10 protein-coding genes and 1 pseudogene are annotated in these 14,991 nt (G+C 40.3%); 2 read left to right on the top strand and 9 right to left on the bottom strand.

Annotation, left to right across the window (positions count from 1 at the left end; all coding sequences use genetic code 11):
• Positions 1 to 4: 4 nt before the first annotated feature.
• Genes LGZ99_RS07180 through LGZ99_RS07170 form a run of 3 tightly spaced genes read right to left on the bottom strand, consistent with a single transcriptional unit; the run spans position 5 to position 5,767 of the window.
• Positions 5 to 766, bottom strand: coding sequence for a thioesterase II family protein (locus tag LGZ99_RS07180; RefSeq protein ID WP_021325947.1), 762 nt, complete (start codon positions 764 to 766; stop codon positions 5 to 7).
• Positions 759 to 2,378 (bottom strand): GMC family oxidoreductase, encoded by a 1,620-nt coding sequence (locus tag LGZ99_RS07175; RefSeq protein ID WP_262978990.1) that lies wholly within the window; start codon positions 2,376 to 2,378, stop codon positions 759 to 761. Before LGZ99_RS07175 ends, LGZ99_RS07180 begins: the two co-directional genes overlap by 8 nt.
• Positions 2,375 to 5,767 (bottom strand): non-ribosomal peptide synthetase, encoded by a 3,393-nt coding sequence (locus tag LGZ99_RS07170; RefSeq protein ID WP_262978989.1) that lies wholly within the window; start codon positions 5,765 to 5,767, stop codon positions 2,375 to 2,377. The genes LGZ99_RS07175 and LGZ99_RS07170 overlap by 4 nt, the downstream gene beginning before the upstream one ends.
• Before the next feature lie 441 nt (positions 5,768 to 6,208).
• Between LGZ99_RS07170 and LGZ99_RS07165 the strand changes: the two genes are divergently transcribed.
• A complete protein-coding gene (locus LGZ99_RS07165; protein ID WP_262978988.1) occupies positions 6,209 to 7,657 on the top strand; it encodes an MFS transporter in 1,449 nt (482 codons plus the stop codon).
• Positions 7,658 to 7,741: 84 nt separating this feature from the next.
• Here the strand turns inward: LGZ99_RS07165 and LGZ99_RS07160 are convergent, their stop codons facing one another.
• Entirely contained in the window at positions 7,742 to 8,407 is a 666-nt protein-coding gene (locus LGZ99_RS07160) for an ArsR/SmtB family transcription factor (protein WP_021325943.1), read from the bottom strand.
• 158 nt (positions 8,408 to 8,565) lie between these two features.
• Here LGZ99_RS07160 and LGZ99_RS07155 point away from each other — a divergent pair, with 158 nt between their 5' ends.
• Positions 8,566 to 9,057, top strand: coding sequence for a DUF2938 domain-containing protein (locus tag LGZ99_RS07155; RefSeq protein ID WP_021325942.1), 492 nt, complete (start codon positions 8,566 to 8,568; stop codon positions 9,055 to 9,057).
• 413 nt (positions 9,058 to 9,470) lie between these two features.
• On the opposite strand, the gene cas6f is transcribed toward LGZ99_RS07155, so the two are convergent.
• The 5 genes and pseudogenes from cas6f to LGZ99_RS07130 all read right to left on the bottom strand — a co-directional run bounded on the left by cas6f (position 9,471) and on the right by LGZ99_RS07130 (position 14,000).
• The gene (gene cas6f / locus LGZ99_RS07150; RefSeq protein WP_262978987.1) at positions 9,471 to 10,025 is read right to left on the bottom strand and encodes a type I-F CRISPR-associated endoribonuclease Cas6/Csy4; all 555 of its coding nucleotides are present in this window, start codon (positions 10,023 to 10,025) and stop codon (positions 9,471 to 9,473) included.
• A gap of 9 nt (positions 10,026 to 10,034) precedes the next feature.
• Positions 10,035 to 11,045 (bottom strand): type I-F CRISPR-associated protein Csy3, encoded by a 1,011-nt coding sequence (csy3, locus tag LGZ99_RS07145; protein ID WP_021325940.1) that lies wholly within the window; start codon positions 11,043 to 11,045, stop codon positions 10,035 to 10,037.
• Positions 11,046 to 11,068: 23 nt separating this feature from the next.
• Positions 11,069 to 12,031 (bottom strand): type I-F CRISPR-associated protein Csy2, encoded by a 963-nt coding sequence (gene csy2 / locus LGZ99_RS07140; protein WP_262978986.1) that lies wholly within the window; start codon positions 12,029 to 12,031, stop codon positions 11,069 to 11,071.
• On the bottom strand, positions 12,028 to 13,386 hold the full coding sequence (gene csy1 / locus LGZ99_RS07135; protein ID WP_262978985.1) for a type I-F CRISPR-associated protein Csy1: 1,359 nt from the start codon (positions 13,384 to 13,386) through the stop codon (positions 12,028 to 12,030). The genes csy2 and csy1 overlap by 4 nt, the downstream gene beginning before the upstream one ends.
• 306 nt (positions 13,387 to 13,692) lie before the next feature.
• Positions 13,693 to 14,000 (bottom strand): annotated as a pseudogene (locus LGZ99_RS07130) (helix-turn-helix domain-containing protein).
• Positions 14,001 to 14,991: the final 991 nt, after the last annotated feature.

Here is a 14,991-nt window from a genome sequence, read left to right as displayed (position 1 = left end):
CACCTCAACAAGGTTGTTCTGGCTCACAGAGTTGTATATTTCTCACACCTCTTATTAACGCGTTATAGATAACATCAAAATGCTTATATACCGCAAAGTGGTCACCTTCAATAGAGATCATTTCCGTAGCTTTTGACGTATGTTTCTTCCAGGCATTCAGCTGTTCGGTCGTTGCATGATGATCGTTATCAGCCGAAACTAAGATTAAAGGGTGATCTACTTTCATATTTCTGTGTTGTAAAAATTGGCGTCTAATCACGTAATCAGCCCGTAGTTGAGCAATAATCCTTCGCACGAGGGTTGCTTCATTAAGAATAGCTTCAGAGGTCCCATTATCGTCCTTGGTTTTACTCAAGATTTTGTCATCTGTCCAAAGGTGCCGGTCATCACTGGCCTGAATACTAGGAGCAATTGAACCTGACACAACAGAAAATGCAGGAACAATCTCATATTTTTTTGTCATAACGGAGGTCACTACCATACTCAGCACTCCACCAAAACTGTGGCCAAAAGTTGCCCATTCTTGAATACCTTTATTACGTTGTTGTTGGAAATCAGCATTGATTTCTGCCGCTATCCTTTCCGACAAAACAGCAAGATCATCAATGACATTTTCACGACTCAGAACACCCCTTCCTGGAATTTCTATCGGCTTTATTCTCACAGATGATTCAGCCGGAATTTTGTTGACCCATGGCCGATAGACCATCGAATTAGCTCCTGCATGAGGAAACGCATAAACGATACGCGTTGGGTTATTAATCATTTTCTCTCTTCTCCAACAAGAAGTTTGAAATACGCTCGGCAGTCATCACCGTGGTCAAATTGGTGGGCAAAGAAGGTATCGTTGGAAACAGAGAAGCATCAGCGACGGTCACTCCTTCTAAGCCATGGATACTCCCTTGTTCATCCGCTGCGGTTTCCGGGTCTGAAACTACCCCCATGCGAATAGTTCCAGATGCGTGCCAACCAGGACTTACAAGATTCTTAATTGCATTACACATCACAGAATCGTTATAAATCATTGACTCTGACCAAAACTGAATGCCATCTAAATATTGTGCAACTTCAGAATTTTCCAGTATTTCCCATATTTTCCGGACGCCGCCTACCAGACGAGCAATATCCGCCTCATCCCTATCTAAAGGAAGATCTATCAATGGAAGTACTCTAGGATCACGTGTATTGATAAATACCTTACCTTTCGCATTAGGCCTCATTAGCATCACTGAAGCCCCAACGAGCAGAGGGTAATCGGTACGATTCTGAAATCCAGGAACAGTACGGCTCGCGACGTTATTCATTAAACCAATCTGTACATCGACATGTTCATCGTAACCACTGCAAACACGTGCAGCAATTTGCCGCCATGGCGTATTTTTTTTACAGTTGGTTACCTTAGGCAAAGCCCAGAGGACAACTGAAGCATGGTCGGTCAAATTACTGCCAATCGCCGGAATATCCGCAACTACAGGAATATCCAACGAATGCAATAAATTCGCATCCCCAATACCCGATCTTTGCAAAATAGCCACTGAACCAATTGCACCTGCACAAAGCACAACATTTGACGTATTGAAGGTACAAATATCCTCTTCTTTAATAACGTCAATACTCACGACTTTATTACCTATGAAATTAATTCTATCGACAGTGACATCAGTGAATACGTGCAAATTGTTACGGTTAATCACTGGCGCTAAATAAGCACGATAAAGATCAAATCTCTCAGCACCTTGGAAAATATTCGAAGGCACAAGGCCCACCGCAGGATTTTCACCTGAGTTGAGATCGTCGGTATAAGATATCCCCATCATTTGGCATACTGAGGAAAAAGCAAGATCAATAGGGGAAATATCTTCCTGCTTTGGCCTGCATAAGTGCAAAAGTCCTTCTTTACCATGTTCATTAGAATCATTCAGATTGACATCATTCTCAATATGTTTGAACCATGGTAAAACATCATTCCAAGCCCACCTTGAGCACCCCATCGCCACCCATCGTTGAAAATCACTAGGTAATGCCCTAAGAGCAACAGCACCATTAATAGCTGACGATCCCCCCAACACCTTACCTAAACGATAAGCAAACGGTTTGCGCTTTTTCTGCTGTGACTCTATATTACATTTCTCATTAAAGTGAAGCACTTGAGAATATCGATCTTCCCCATGGACATTGGCTTCATAACCCCAGTTATATCCCTCCAGAACCAAGCGGGAAGCATCACGTAGGGGACTTGAAGGGTTATGAACATCAGAGGCAGGCCCCGCCTCTATCAATAAAACCGAGCTTTTTCCATCTTCTGACAAGCGTGCGGCTGTGACACACCCTGAAGAACCACCACCTACGACAATATAGTCATAATAATTCAGGTTCATGCGCCAGCGCCCTTCTCTGTTTGGAACATAGCTACAATAATTCTGGCAAAATCACGAATATTCACATTCATAAACAAACCTTCAATCATGTCTTGTTCCCCCTTTGCACTCACATTAAATTCTTCCCTGACCGCACTTAATAAACCTACGGCATGTAATGAATCTCCACCAATATCGAAGAACCCACTAGTAACATCAAAATCCTCATGCTGTAATTGTTTCGACCATAAAATAAATAGCCTTGCTTCAATATCATTTGCAGGAGTATTCTTCTCATAATCATTAGCAAAATCCGCCCAAGGGACAGGAAAGGAGTTACGATCAATCTTACCATTACTGGTGAGTGGCATAGCCGGAAGCACTACAAAGAATGTTGGCATCATATAAGATGGCAACTTTTCCTTTATGGTTTCTTTTAATTTTTCCTGAATTAGATTTTTATCGACAAACTCATACTTGCTATTTGTAACAACGTAGGCCACGAGTTGTTTTTGTCCCGTTTTAGGATGAATGGGGGCATCAATGACAACATGGCTTGCCATTTCATTAGTAAGAAGACTAGCTTCGATTTCACCAAGTTCAATACGATAGCCGTTAATTTTGACTTGATTATCTTCACGACCCAATATCTCAATAAGACCATTGTCTATATATCTCCCCAAATCACCTGTCTTATACAACCGCTCTCCAGTTGCAGGATGAATAATAAATCGTTGCTCTGTCTTTTCTGGATCGGCTAAATATCCTTTAGCGACACCTTCACCCGCAATGTAGAGCTCACCAGTAACCCATTTAGGACTTGGTGAAAACCAATCATTCATTACATAAAACTTCTGATTAGCAAGAGGATTACCATAAGGAATACTTTTCCATAAGGAACTCACTTCTTTTATTGGGTAAAAGATTGACCAGATAGAACCTTCCGTTGCACCACCTAAACTAATGACTTCGACCTCTGGAATCAACGTCTTAATTTGATTGGGCAAATCTACTGGTATCCAGTCGCCGCTCATTAAAACAAGTCTTAACTTTGTTGCTGCTAAGAAATCACCGGAACACTCCACCAATGCTTTGACTGGAGCCGGAACACTGTTCCAGATCGTAACCTCATTTCTTACGATTTCTTCAGCCCAGATCTTTGGATCATTAGATACTTCATTGGCATTGAAAACTAGGCAACCTCCCGTCCCAAGCACACCAAAGTAATCATAAACCGAAAGATCGAATCCCGCCGGTGCGACAGAGAAAACGACATCTGTTTCATTTACATTAAAACGCCGATTAATATCCAAAATAGTATTTGATGCGTTTCTATGCGTAATCATGACTCCCTTCGGCTCTCCAGTAGAACCTGAAGTAAAGATGACATATGCCAAATCATCCAACTTTTGCAATAAGACCTGTTCTACTTTGACAAAACCTTCCGAGGTTTCATTATCGATATTGATCCGTGATAGAGAGCCAAATTCATCGACATCAGAAAATATTGCGATAGAAGTCACAACGGCCTTACACATGCATCTTTCCAGTAAACGATTCCTGCGTTGTAGAGGCAGAGCCGGATCAATTGAAACATAGGCTGCCCCGGCAATCAGTGCGCCAAGAATACCGACTATCAGTTCTGAACCTTGCGGGAATGAAATGGCAACAATGTCACCGGGAGCAATGTTGGTTTTATTTCTGATATGGTGTGCAATCAGCTGTGCTTTTGCGACTAACTCACCAAAACGGAGCTGTCTATCGCCCTGGACAATTGCTACTTTATCTGGATACTGCTGTGCAGCATTCAGGATCATCTCATGCAATAAACAGGGATTAAGTTCGACTGCCGTATCATTCGCTCTTTCTCGTTCAGCAAGGTCGGCTTCGGGTAAATTCACCACGATTCCAGTCATATCCCAGATTTCTGGATTATAGGCACATTCCTCAATAAGATGTATACATGCATCCAGCATATTATCCAGCATGTTATTAGGGAACAGCTCATCGACGTAATTCCAATTAATTGTAATGATATCATTAACTCGGACAATTTGATTTTCTAACCAAACTTGAGGCGTTTGGGTACTGTTGTAAATGTGCTTTGCTGTACCATCCCAACTATAATCCGTAACGATATCACGGAGATCTGCATTTAATGTATTACTGAACACAATCGGCATTGAAAAAGGACGCCCATTACCTGCACGCCGGGTCATTTCACGTAACACTCGTATACCATTGAAACATGAATGACAGCGATTAAGTAATAGCTCTGTCTGTAATTCAATCAACCGTTCAGTGAAATTACTTCTAACTGAACTAGTTACAGAGAATAAGCTAGACTGGAGGAAATTACCGACAACGTTCTCTACTTTATCAAAATGAGCACGACGTGAATGTTGAGTCAGTGTCAGAGTAAAATCCTGACGTTTTGACCATTGTCTTAATATTTCAATATAAGCACCGAGAAAAAGAGTTTCTAGCATAATGCCTTTCTCACCTACAATCATTCTCAGTTTATTAATTACCTCTGTTGATATTTCGCGAGTTAACTTTTTAATTTTGTGTGTTGAAATTAATTCTGGTGATTTGTTAAGTGGTAATTCAGGAAATGGAGGCATATTTTCAATTTTATCATGCCAAAAACCTCTGTCTCTCAACCCCTGAGGTTTTTGATCTAATAGTCTTTCAACCTCTATATAATCCTCAAAACCAAATTCAGGCAAAAATTTATAGCTTACCGGTGATTGATAATATCTCCACCAGTCTCTCAATACAATCTGTACACTATGGAAATCTAAAAACATCAACTCAAATGACAAATGTAGCCTTAGAGTACATTTATCAATATATGTCGCACGGATATCGAAAGGCGGAGCCTTGTCCAATTCTCTCAATTCTGACTGCATATTATAACGAGTATCTATAAGGAATTTTTCCTTTTCCTTTATTTCCCAGTCACTGCAATCAGTCGTGTTAATTGAGTAAAATGGTAACTCTGATAGAATTTTCTGTCTGCCACCTTCCGCTAAAGTTGCTCGTAACATCGGATGGAGTTTTATAGTATTGTTTAGAGCAATATTCAGCCTTTCAAGATCAGGTTTAAAAACCTCCATCTCCAAATAGTAATTAGTTGCAATACCACCCAACACAATTCCTGGATTACGACCAATTAAATATGCATACTGAATATCAGTAAGTGAAAATGACTCGGCGTTATTTAGTGAACCTAAACTCTCAGTTAACCTCTCATCTACAGGTAGTTTACCATTCAATATGGCATTAATCATTATAGCTTGCCGTGACAGCTGTACTTCAGATATCCAATTAATGCCTTCAAGATCATATTTATTTGTTGGTAAAGTATTTAATCCAACTCTTTTTGCCACTTCAAGTATAACCTGCATACGTCACCTAAAAAATATTTTATCAAATCCATAACTTAGCCATATATTATGCCATGACTTTACAAGAACTATTTCATTCGGGAGACAAAGGTTATATTTTGTAAATAAAAATCCATACAGTAAATATTACTTATCGTGTATAGGTAAGCTATCTTACTTACTCAATAATAAAATGTAACACTTATAATCTCGAAAACGAATAGTTAATTATCAAGATAATTTTAAATTATAACCATTTAAACTTGTAACTTTCCGTGTTGTTGTACCGAACTTACTCTCCTAATAGCAGACAGCAGTCTAAGGAAAGTTACTGATGCCAATGTTTCCATGAGAAACCATTAACCTGAAAAGACTGAAAGATAAGTTGCATTTAATTTCTTGACATAATCATTCTTTCAATGCCTAATCATTTAATTATTAAATTGAATGATTAGGCATTGTATGAACGATACTTCTGAACAAACCCTTAATGTCGCAATTGCCCAAGTTGTTAACCGCGATGACGTAATCTCTTGCAAAGATTCAGTATCATCACCAAAAACATCCATTGCTTTTGCCATTTTGGCAATAATTCAAGCAACGTTGATCTTTACCATTGTTATGGTCGGTGTTCCGTTACCACAAATTGCAACCGAATTTAGTCTCAATCAAGCTGATTTGGTTTTGATTAACGCCGCATATGGCTTACCATTCAGTGGGTTACTTTTATTTGGCGGACGACTTACCGATAGATATAGCGGCCAAAAAATGTTTTCCTTCGGTCTGATTCTCTTTGGATTGTCGTCTTTACTGGGCGCATTTTCACCCTCTTATGAAATATTGGTATTAACCCGATTTTTGCAGGGCATAGGTGCGGCAATGACCGCGCCAGCGTCTTTGGCACTGCTTAAAAAATTATTTACTGAACCGGCTACATTTGGCAAAGCAATGGCTACCTGGGGTGGCGTATCTGTTCTAGGAGGCGCAGTAGGCTTTTTGGCATCAGGAATCGTCACAACATGGCTATCGTGGCGATGGATGTTCATTGTACCGATTGTAGTCGCTTTTTTAGGGGTAATACTTGTCCATAAACTTATCCCTGCCAGCAAGTTCGTAATACAGGAGACTCGTCCCGGCCTAGATCTCATTGGAGCCATACTGGCTACATTAGGTATTTCCATAGGGAGCTATGGATTAATTATGAGTATTGAACATCCGTGGAGTTCATTACTTGTCATGGCACCACTGATTGTTGGCGGACTAGCCATCATCGTATTCTTCTTCGTGGAAAAATACGTAATGCATCCACTTTTACCACCAGGATTTATTTTAAATCCTGAAAGATTGGTCGGTCTAGTCGGCATGCTTCTTGCGGCAGCAGGAATGGGGTTAATTACTTTTTTACTGTCACTTTATCTACAACAAATCAGGGGCTGGTCAACGTTCGAGACCTCTGCTGCGTTCATACCCTACACCCTTGCATTGTTGACACTTAACCGTGCAGCGGGTCCTTTGGTGAACAGATTTGGTGCATTGCGTGTAATGACTGCCGGTTTACTGCTTGGCACTGTTGGTTTAGCCATGCTTGCAACACTTGATCACAGCGTTTCCTATGCATTTGGCCTATTACCCGGTTTGCTAATATTACCTGCCGGGGCTTCTCTTGTTTTTTCTGGCTGTGCCGTTTTATCCACAAGTAACGTACCGTTGCACCAAGCTGGTTTAGCAGGTGGTGTGATGAATACATCAATGGAGCTAGGCCCGACATTAGGCCTTGCAATCCTTATGTCTGTAGCTTCAACACAGCAAGATGTGGTAGACGGTTATGCATGGGCTTTTGCTGTCGCTGGTATTGTTTACCTGCTAACCGCACTGGGAGCCATTATCGTATATCGTCGCTCTATTAATTGACAATAATGAAAGCACAAGCCTGTTCAACTCAAGTTGTACAGGCTACTCGCTCTGCATTTAGTATTTATCTGGGGCAATCACCGTTTATTCTTTTGTTTCTATCTGCAAGCCAGCCGCTTTCCAATCTGGAAATCCGTCCTCTAACCTTCTGGCAGTAAATCCTTTCGACTGTAGTGCTGAAACCGCGCCAACAGAAAGTGCGCAGTAGGGACCTCGACAATAGGCAACAATATCTTGATCTTTAGGCAATTCTGATAAGCGGTGCTCAAGTTCATCCATCGGGATATTGATTGCACCAGGAAGATGGCCTAAAACAAACTCTTCCATCGGACGTACATCAAGCAGCGTAACCCTTCCCTCAGAAAGCCGGATGAGCAATTCTTCACGAGAAATAGACTCCAAACGCTCACGCTGACTCAGTGCGTCAACGACAAATTTACGCATTTCATTATGATTATATTCAACTAATTGTCGGATAGCCGCCAACAAGTTTTCCACTGGCCCATTACCCAAACGGTAAAATACTCTCTTTCCATCTCTTCGCGTCTGAACAAAATTCGTACGCTTTAGATGTTGTAGATGTTGAGAAGTGTTAGCAATACTCAATCCTGTCAGTTCAGCCAAACGCTCTACCGGGCGTTCTCCTTGAGCAATGTGCTCAAGCAACATTAGCCGGTGGGGGTTACCCAATGAGCGGGCCACCTCCGCAAGCTCCGAAAAAATCTCACCTTGCGCGTTTTGGTTTGACATGATATTTACATTACCTCATCATTAAATATAATAATTGAATTTAATATTATCAGACTTCGACAAGTGCTTCGAGTTAAGTCTCACCAGACAGAGGTACAGAAGCGATTTTGGTTTTATCATGTTATCTATGCTTATTTAAATTTAAGGATAAAAATCAAATGGATAGCGAATTTGAATTGATATATCGTACTATTTTTATTGGAATTGGCGCAACATTATTCATGGACCTTTGGGCTCTTTTCCAGAAGGTTTTTTTCAAAATACCCTCCCTCAACTACTGTCTGGTTGGTCGCTGGATTGGACATCTGTCTAAAGGGAGAATAAGTCATAACACTATCACACAATCTCCTCCTATTATTGGCGAACAGATACTTGGCTGGACAGCACATTACCTGATTGGGATTATTTTTACCTGGTTGTTTATTGTCATTATGGGAATAAGCTGGACAGACTCACCGACCCTTTTGGCCGCGATTATAATGGGCGCGATTTCAACAGTTGCCCCCTTCTTTATTATGCAACCCTGTTTCGGTTTCGGATTTGCAGCCTCGAAGACACCTAAACCTCATGTAGCAAGACTACGTAGCCTTGTCGCACATGTCTCTTTTGGTATCGGTTTGTATCTGTCAGCCTTACTTTTAACTATTTAACACCGGAAATTGTAGTGATGTAATGAACATCCTTCCCCGACGAATAATAATGTACCAAATTAATGCGAACTAACTACGTTCTCGGGGAGCAGCATCACGGAAACGATAAAAGTTGTGGGTATAGATCTAACCCAGCATTTCTAAGCTGCCTGTGCGGCAGTGAACTAATAACCTGACTTCATGGATTGATGGGATATTTCTAAGCTGCCTGTACGGCAGTGAACTTGCACGCCTTCCACATGCAACGCGGCATAAATTTCTAAGCTGCCTGTACGGCAGTGCACTGTTAAATACTAGCTTTAACCTACTGATTATTAAAGAGCATAGTTAAAAAAAGCGGAAAAACCCTTTTTAGAAGCAGCGGCTAATCTCTTAAATAAATCAAAAGGTTATAATTAACCGCTAAAAAAGGGTCAAAACCAGGGGATGGTAGCTGATGCACTTAATCCATAAGAACTAAAAGCTCCTAGTGTTGGTCTGTCTTCTATTGGTCCCTGTTCGAAAAACAATGGAAAGCTTTGCCCTGATGACAAACTCTTAAGGCTCAGAAACGGTAAATCAGTACGTTGCTCTTTGCTTATTGGGATGCATTGCCGAGCTTGTTCCTCAGTTAACCACCTCTTTTTGATCGAACGACGGCGAAGCCGCTCTACGTTACTTTTAACCTGTACCCGGCTAACACAACGATATTGAGTGTCTTGAGGTACTGGCAGGCTATCGGTCACCTCCGTATAATCCCTGAGCCCTTTTAACCAAGGTAGCGCCTGTAAATCCTGCAACGCTTCGCTTGAGCCGTGAATCCTCAACGTGTTCCCCAACGTTTTTCCCGCACGCGGAAAGCTGACACCAATCCGCCCATTGCCCGCCTGCCCCAAGGCTCGATGCAGCTTAGCAAACAGCGCATCCATAAGCGTTTGCGGGCTGAACTCAAGATCAGGAAGGACGCGGATTTCAAGGTAATAATCCATCGTATCCCCTTATTCACCTTTTTCACCAAAAACACCACCACGAATCAGAATCGCCATAACGTAGTGTTGTTGCTCTACTTCTGGTGCTTTTCCTTTGACAACCCAGTTATCCAGCAGAGTATAGAAATCCATTTTTACTTTAGGCTGACGATAAGCTTTACCCCGGCTGGTTACTGAACCATAGGGCTCAACAGCTATGGGACCAAGAGCCAACTCAGATGCATCAGGATACCAAGTATCAATAGTGCGAAGCGCATTACCTACTTTCTGTGAGTGCAACGCAGCGATCTCGTTGACTTGATACAACACTTTGCTTTTTTTACTGTTGCTGTCGAGAACTAACTCTTGAGAAGGGAAAACTTCCTGACCACAGCCCAAACGAACAAACGCTTCAACGTTAAAGAATGTTGATCCACTACCCGCCAACCCTTCCTCAATTTCGGCAGCAAGTTTAGCCAAGTTACCTTCTACTTTACCGAATTCACGTAAACTAAAATCTTCGCTGTTAAAGGTCCACCATTCACCACTTTTACCCTTCACACGAACCTTAATTTCTTCTGCACCAACCCGGTTACGCCACAAAAACCGTCCATTAGCCAGATTTTCTGCATAACGGGCAGCAAGTGTTTTAAAACCGTGTTCAGCAATATAGCCGTTAATCACGTTTGCCAGTTCAGCCTGATAATCCTGATCGTTACATACCGATGGCGTTGAAAGATTTCCTAAAACCCGTAATGTGAAGCTCACTTTCAACGTATCGGCATCAAAAGGCAATGCAGCAACATCAACGCGTTGCAGGTTTGCTTTTTGAATTTCCGCATCCAGTTTAGCCGGGTCGCTGGTTAAAGCGTTTTTCAGGCGGTTGGAAATCGTCCCTCGAACAGCTTTTTCTTGAATAACAATAGGCTTCCACTCGCCACCGTTCTGCTCCCAATTTCCAGCAAACATTATCGCATCAGAATTAGAAAGTTTACGTTCAAACGCCAGTACAGAAGCCGTTTTAATGGTTGATTTAGACATATGAATATCCTTTTTTAAATTAATCAGTCGATTCTTACTTCTTTATTGGGTTTAGATTGATGGATAACAGACTGCTGATTACAGCATCGGTAAACACCCTCTTGGTAATGATGACACCAAAGTAACTGGCGAATATCATTAATACGGTGTGGGCTTCTCCACTCACCTACCCCATAGATTGCTTCAACAAAACAAAATGGCGTATTAGGATCACGGGTTTTTTCTACTTTCCCTGCGGGATATAACGGCGATATAGCTTGATAGCCTGTCATCAAAGGGACTAAATATCCAGAACCGGGTTTGGGAACATATTCCCAAGATGCCGGGTCGCCAACTTCAGGTTGTTTATCCTCCTGAATAGGAATAGCCCGCATTTTGATGGCAGTAAAATCAAGCCAGGCATCAATCATTTCTGCCTGTGGGTTGCTTTGCTTTAATGCATCGTAGTGATTGGCTAATAATTCTGAACGATCCAACAAAACAAACCCCGGCAACAGGCGACGCATTAATTTACGGGTTTCCTGTTCTCGCTGCGGAAAAGCAATAACATCTACTTTAGCAATTTCAGTGATTGTACCACCTGCCAGCCTCTGAGTTTGGCAGATCTCCCATAAATGTTTTTCTAAATTCCTAGATCCTTCGTCACCATTTTCAATTTCGCCAAGGCATTCAATTAATAAAGAAACCGTCATATGCATACGGCCTTCTTCATTAATCGTCTCCGTTTTTTCTGCTCTAGTTAACGGATTGCGGGTTAATGCAAATACTTTATCCCTAATCGGATCAGACTGATAAGCATGCAGTTGGTAGTTATGGCAGATTACACCACAATTTTCCAATTTTAAGTCATGACTTTGTTGTAGTTTGCGTGAAAGTACATGAGTAAATCCAAGAAAATGAGTGATTGCTGGAAAACCATAGGTTAAACCTACAATCGCATTCGCATTTTCCACTTTAATATGACGCAACACGATCAGATAGCTCATGGCATAACCTCCGGCAATTCATCTTCAAATTCACGTAACCGTTTTTTAAACACAGAGGCCCACTCACGACGCTCAGATAATTCCATTTCTAATCGCTCATGCTTTAAACTCTGGTTCAGCCAGTAACTAAAATCTGCGGCTATCTCCTTTTTCCAGTCACCACCTTCGCGTTCAAATCGGAATTCTTTATCCAGTTGGCAACGATAAGGATCAAGCCAAAGCTGTTGAGCACGTTTTAACTCGCAATCATCATTGGCACTCCAACCCTTAAGCTCAAACAGATTTTGTATCCCTGCGACATAGTTAAATAAAATATCAATAATTTGATCGACAAATTCCTGACGGAGTTTTCTGATTTTTCTATTATTCTCGATATCTTGAACAACGAATAAATATTGCCGCATCTTTCCGATAGTTTCACGAGCTAATGAGACAAACTCACTACGCCGATCAAAAATAGATCGGTACTCCATAGGAGGTTTGATAATGCTTAGCCAGTTAGGTGCAGAACAAGACAGAAGCCAAACACGCCCACCTCGCACATTGTTAAGATAAGAAGTAATTTGTGGCTTAGTGCTACCGAAACTTTGTATTGCGGTATTGGGATAAATAATTTTAGTTTCAGCGCACCAGTATTCTTCCTTTTTCGCTTTGTTAATTTCTTTAGATAATTCACCAAAGCGGGCCTCAATAATACGTTGACGCATGGAGTGCGCCAACGATGAAGAAAAGAGCGGGCTTAATAAATGATATTCATCGTGACTAACAGGGAAATAGAGCTGCTTTGCCAGCCTATGCGAAGAAAGTTGTTTATCCGATAAAACTTGTTGGAATCCACTGATCCATAATTCAAGCTGCTGTTCGTTTTCCGCCAACTCAGCCAATACTGAATAATCTCCTCGACTCATATTCGCCAACAGTGAATCGCCTTCCTGATATTCTGTTAACAGTAATTTTGCGAGATCCAAGGCTGCTGCATTTCCTGCGGCATCAATTGCGGGTTTATGTAAGGTAGCAGTGGAAAGATATTGAATATCTCCTATTGCATTTGATTTTGACTGTACTGCCAGAATACTACTACCCCTTGCATCAGTATGGGTAAATTTCAGAACATGTGTTGCCAAGCGGATCTGACTTGCCCGGCTAGCGGCATCATCTAGCCAATTTCCGACTGTATAGCATTTTTCCAACTCTTTACGTTGCTTAGCGAACTCCTGCTGAACAAGCACTATATCTTCAGAAGAGTTTAGCTTTGCCAGTTTCTTTTTCGCCTCTTTATCAAAGGCCTCCAGCTTTAATTGCTTACGACTTTCAATATAATCGACAATAAATCGACTTAATCCATTTTCATTCATAGGCTTTTACCTACCTTATCAAAATGATTATCTTAGTGCTTGCTAAATTTAGCGCAAAAAAATTTTGGTACATCATCAATGTACTCATAAAACAAAATCAAAGTGATCTTTCTTTATCTTATATACATGTGAGGCACCAGAAATCAATGATTTTTAATCTTTTTATAGATCAAAAACACATAAAACACATAAAAACAGGTGTAATTAAATATCAAAGCACCAATGAATAGAATTTTGAAATGCCAAGAGGCACCCATTCTAAGCGCCTCTTGTTTTGAATTTCTCTAATGACCTTATGTGTGGGTCTTAACCCACCGTAATCTGAACAGGTTTCCTTTATACGGGTTAACATATTAACCAATACGTTAATGGTGAATTTACTTACCATTTTTTTCACAACATCAGATACTTTTGGTCGAGAAATGTGCAACACCGTTGCGACTTCAGTTTGTTTCATTCATTAACCATTCTTTGATTTGCAGTGTGTTTTCTATTTCTCGTAAAGAGGTTACATGAAGTTGTTGAGCCTCTTGTTCAGTAAAACCTAATTCAGAAAATATATTATGTCCGGCTGGAGTTACCCTACGAATTTCAGTGTCAATTTTAGTGGTCATTTGATATTTCTCCGTTGCTGGATAACTACGTTGTATCGTACTTAACAGCATATCACCAAATTGGGTTTTAGGTGTTTAGTCCCAACATTTGATTGTCAAGTTACTGAAAAACCCATTTAAAAAGAGAGTTGAATGAGTATTTAAGCATTAAAAGATCGCGAAAATGGTTTGAAAAGTAACGATATAAATTGATTATAATATCAGACCACATTTCGTAAACCAGACTGATTAAAATAGCATAAAAGCAAGTTTAATCTGGCGTATTTAAGGTGTTGTATTCCGTTAACTCATTCATTTGAAAACTTTCTTATAATCGATTATTTAACTGGTTTATGAAAAAGTTTATTGTCAGTTGAAAACGTTATTGAAACCGGTTCCTTCGGGAAAATAGATTGTCTGATCAAACTACTCATATTTTTATTTATCCTTATTCGTATTTAAAATTTCCCATTCTCATTAAACTGATACTCATGTTTTCTCTTTTCCAATTATTTAATTTTTAGGTTTAAAACCAGAGAGGGCAAAAAATATGCCAATGGGATTAAAATCAAAACCCATTGTTTTAATCGCTCTTAATACGGATAAACACGATTCACGATTCACGATTGTTTTTTTCACTATGCAGTTAACCCCATTAAATGTTTTAATATAATCTTATATTTTTTCTATTGGGTTAACTTTGCTACCTGGTTAATCGATTTAAAACTCGTTTTTCCTGACTGATGCTTTCTATGCCAACGTCAGTATAACGACGCTGTTTTACTGACAGTCGAGAGCGGTTTTAACAAGTCATCACCCTCTATTTTCTCTTCATAAATCAGCCGATAAATAACCTGATGATATAAAGAGACTCCTTTATGTTTTTTCAGATAATCACCCCGTTTTTTCCGGGTCTAAATCCTGCCAAATTAACCATTTTATTATTTTTTTATTACATTATTTTTATGGCTTGTTTCGTAAAATAACGGCGAGAAAAAACTTTAATATTAAC

The organism is Photorhabdus temperata (genome assembly GCF_025384845.1).
In the GTDB taxonomy this organism is placed as follows: domain Bacteria; phylum Pseudomonadota; class Gammaproteobacteria; order Enterobacterales; family Enterobacteriaceae; genus Photorhabdus; species Photorhabdus temperata.
The sequence above is the reverse complement of the archived record's forward strand: the minus strand, read 5'-3'. Positions and strand labels throughout refer to the sequence as shown.

What these genes read in the sequence shown, in the direction of transcription:
- LGZ99_RS07180 (WP_021325947.1), bottom strand. Translation starts at nt 766, where the DNA reads ATGATTAATAACCCAACGCGTATCGTTTATGCGTTTCCTCATGCAGGA.
- csy3 (WP_021325940.1), bottom strand. Translation starts at nt 11,045, where the DNA reads ATGTCTAAATCAACCATTAAAACGGCTTCTGTACTGGCGTTTGAACGT.
- LGZ99_RS07170 (WP_262978989.1), bottom strand. Translation starts at nt 5,767, where the DNA reads ATGCAGGTTATACTTGAAGTGGCAAAAAGAGTTGGATTAAATACTTTA.
- cas6f (WP_262978987.1), bottom strand. Translation starts at nt 10,025, where the DNA reads ATGGATTATTACCTTGAAATCCGCGTCCTTCCTGATCTTGAGTTCAGC.
- LGZ99_RS07160 (WP_021325943.1), bottom strand. Translation starts at nt 8,407, where the DNA reads ATGTCAAACCAAAACGCGCAAGGTGAGATTTTTTCGGAGCTTGCGGAG.
- LGZ99_RS07175 (WP_262978990.1), bottom strand. Translation starts at nt 2,378, where the DNA reads ATGAACCTGAATTATTATGACTATATTGTCGTAGGTGGTGGTTCTTCA.
- csy1 (WP_262978985.1), bottom strand. Translation starts at nt 13,386, where the DNA reads ATGAATGAAAATGGATTAAGTCGATTTATTGTCGATTATATTGAAAGT.
- LGZ99_RS07155 (WP_021325942.1), top strand. Translation starts at nt 8,566, where the DNA reads ATGGATAGCGAATTTGAATTGATATATCGTACTATTTTTATTGGAATT.
- csy2 (WP_262978986.1), bottom strand. Translation starts at nt 12,031, where the DNA reads ATGAGCTATCTGATCGTGTTGCGTCATATTAAAGTGGAAAATGCGAAT.
- LGZ99_RS07165 (WP_262978988.1), top strand. Translation starts at nt 6,209, where the DNA reads ATGAACGATACTTCTGAACAAACCCTTAATGTCGCAATTGCCCAAGTT.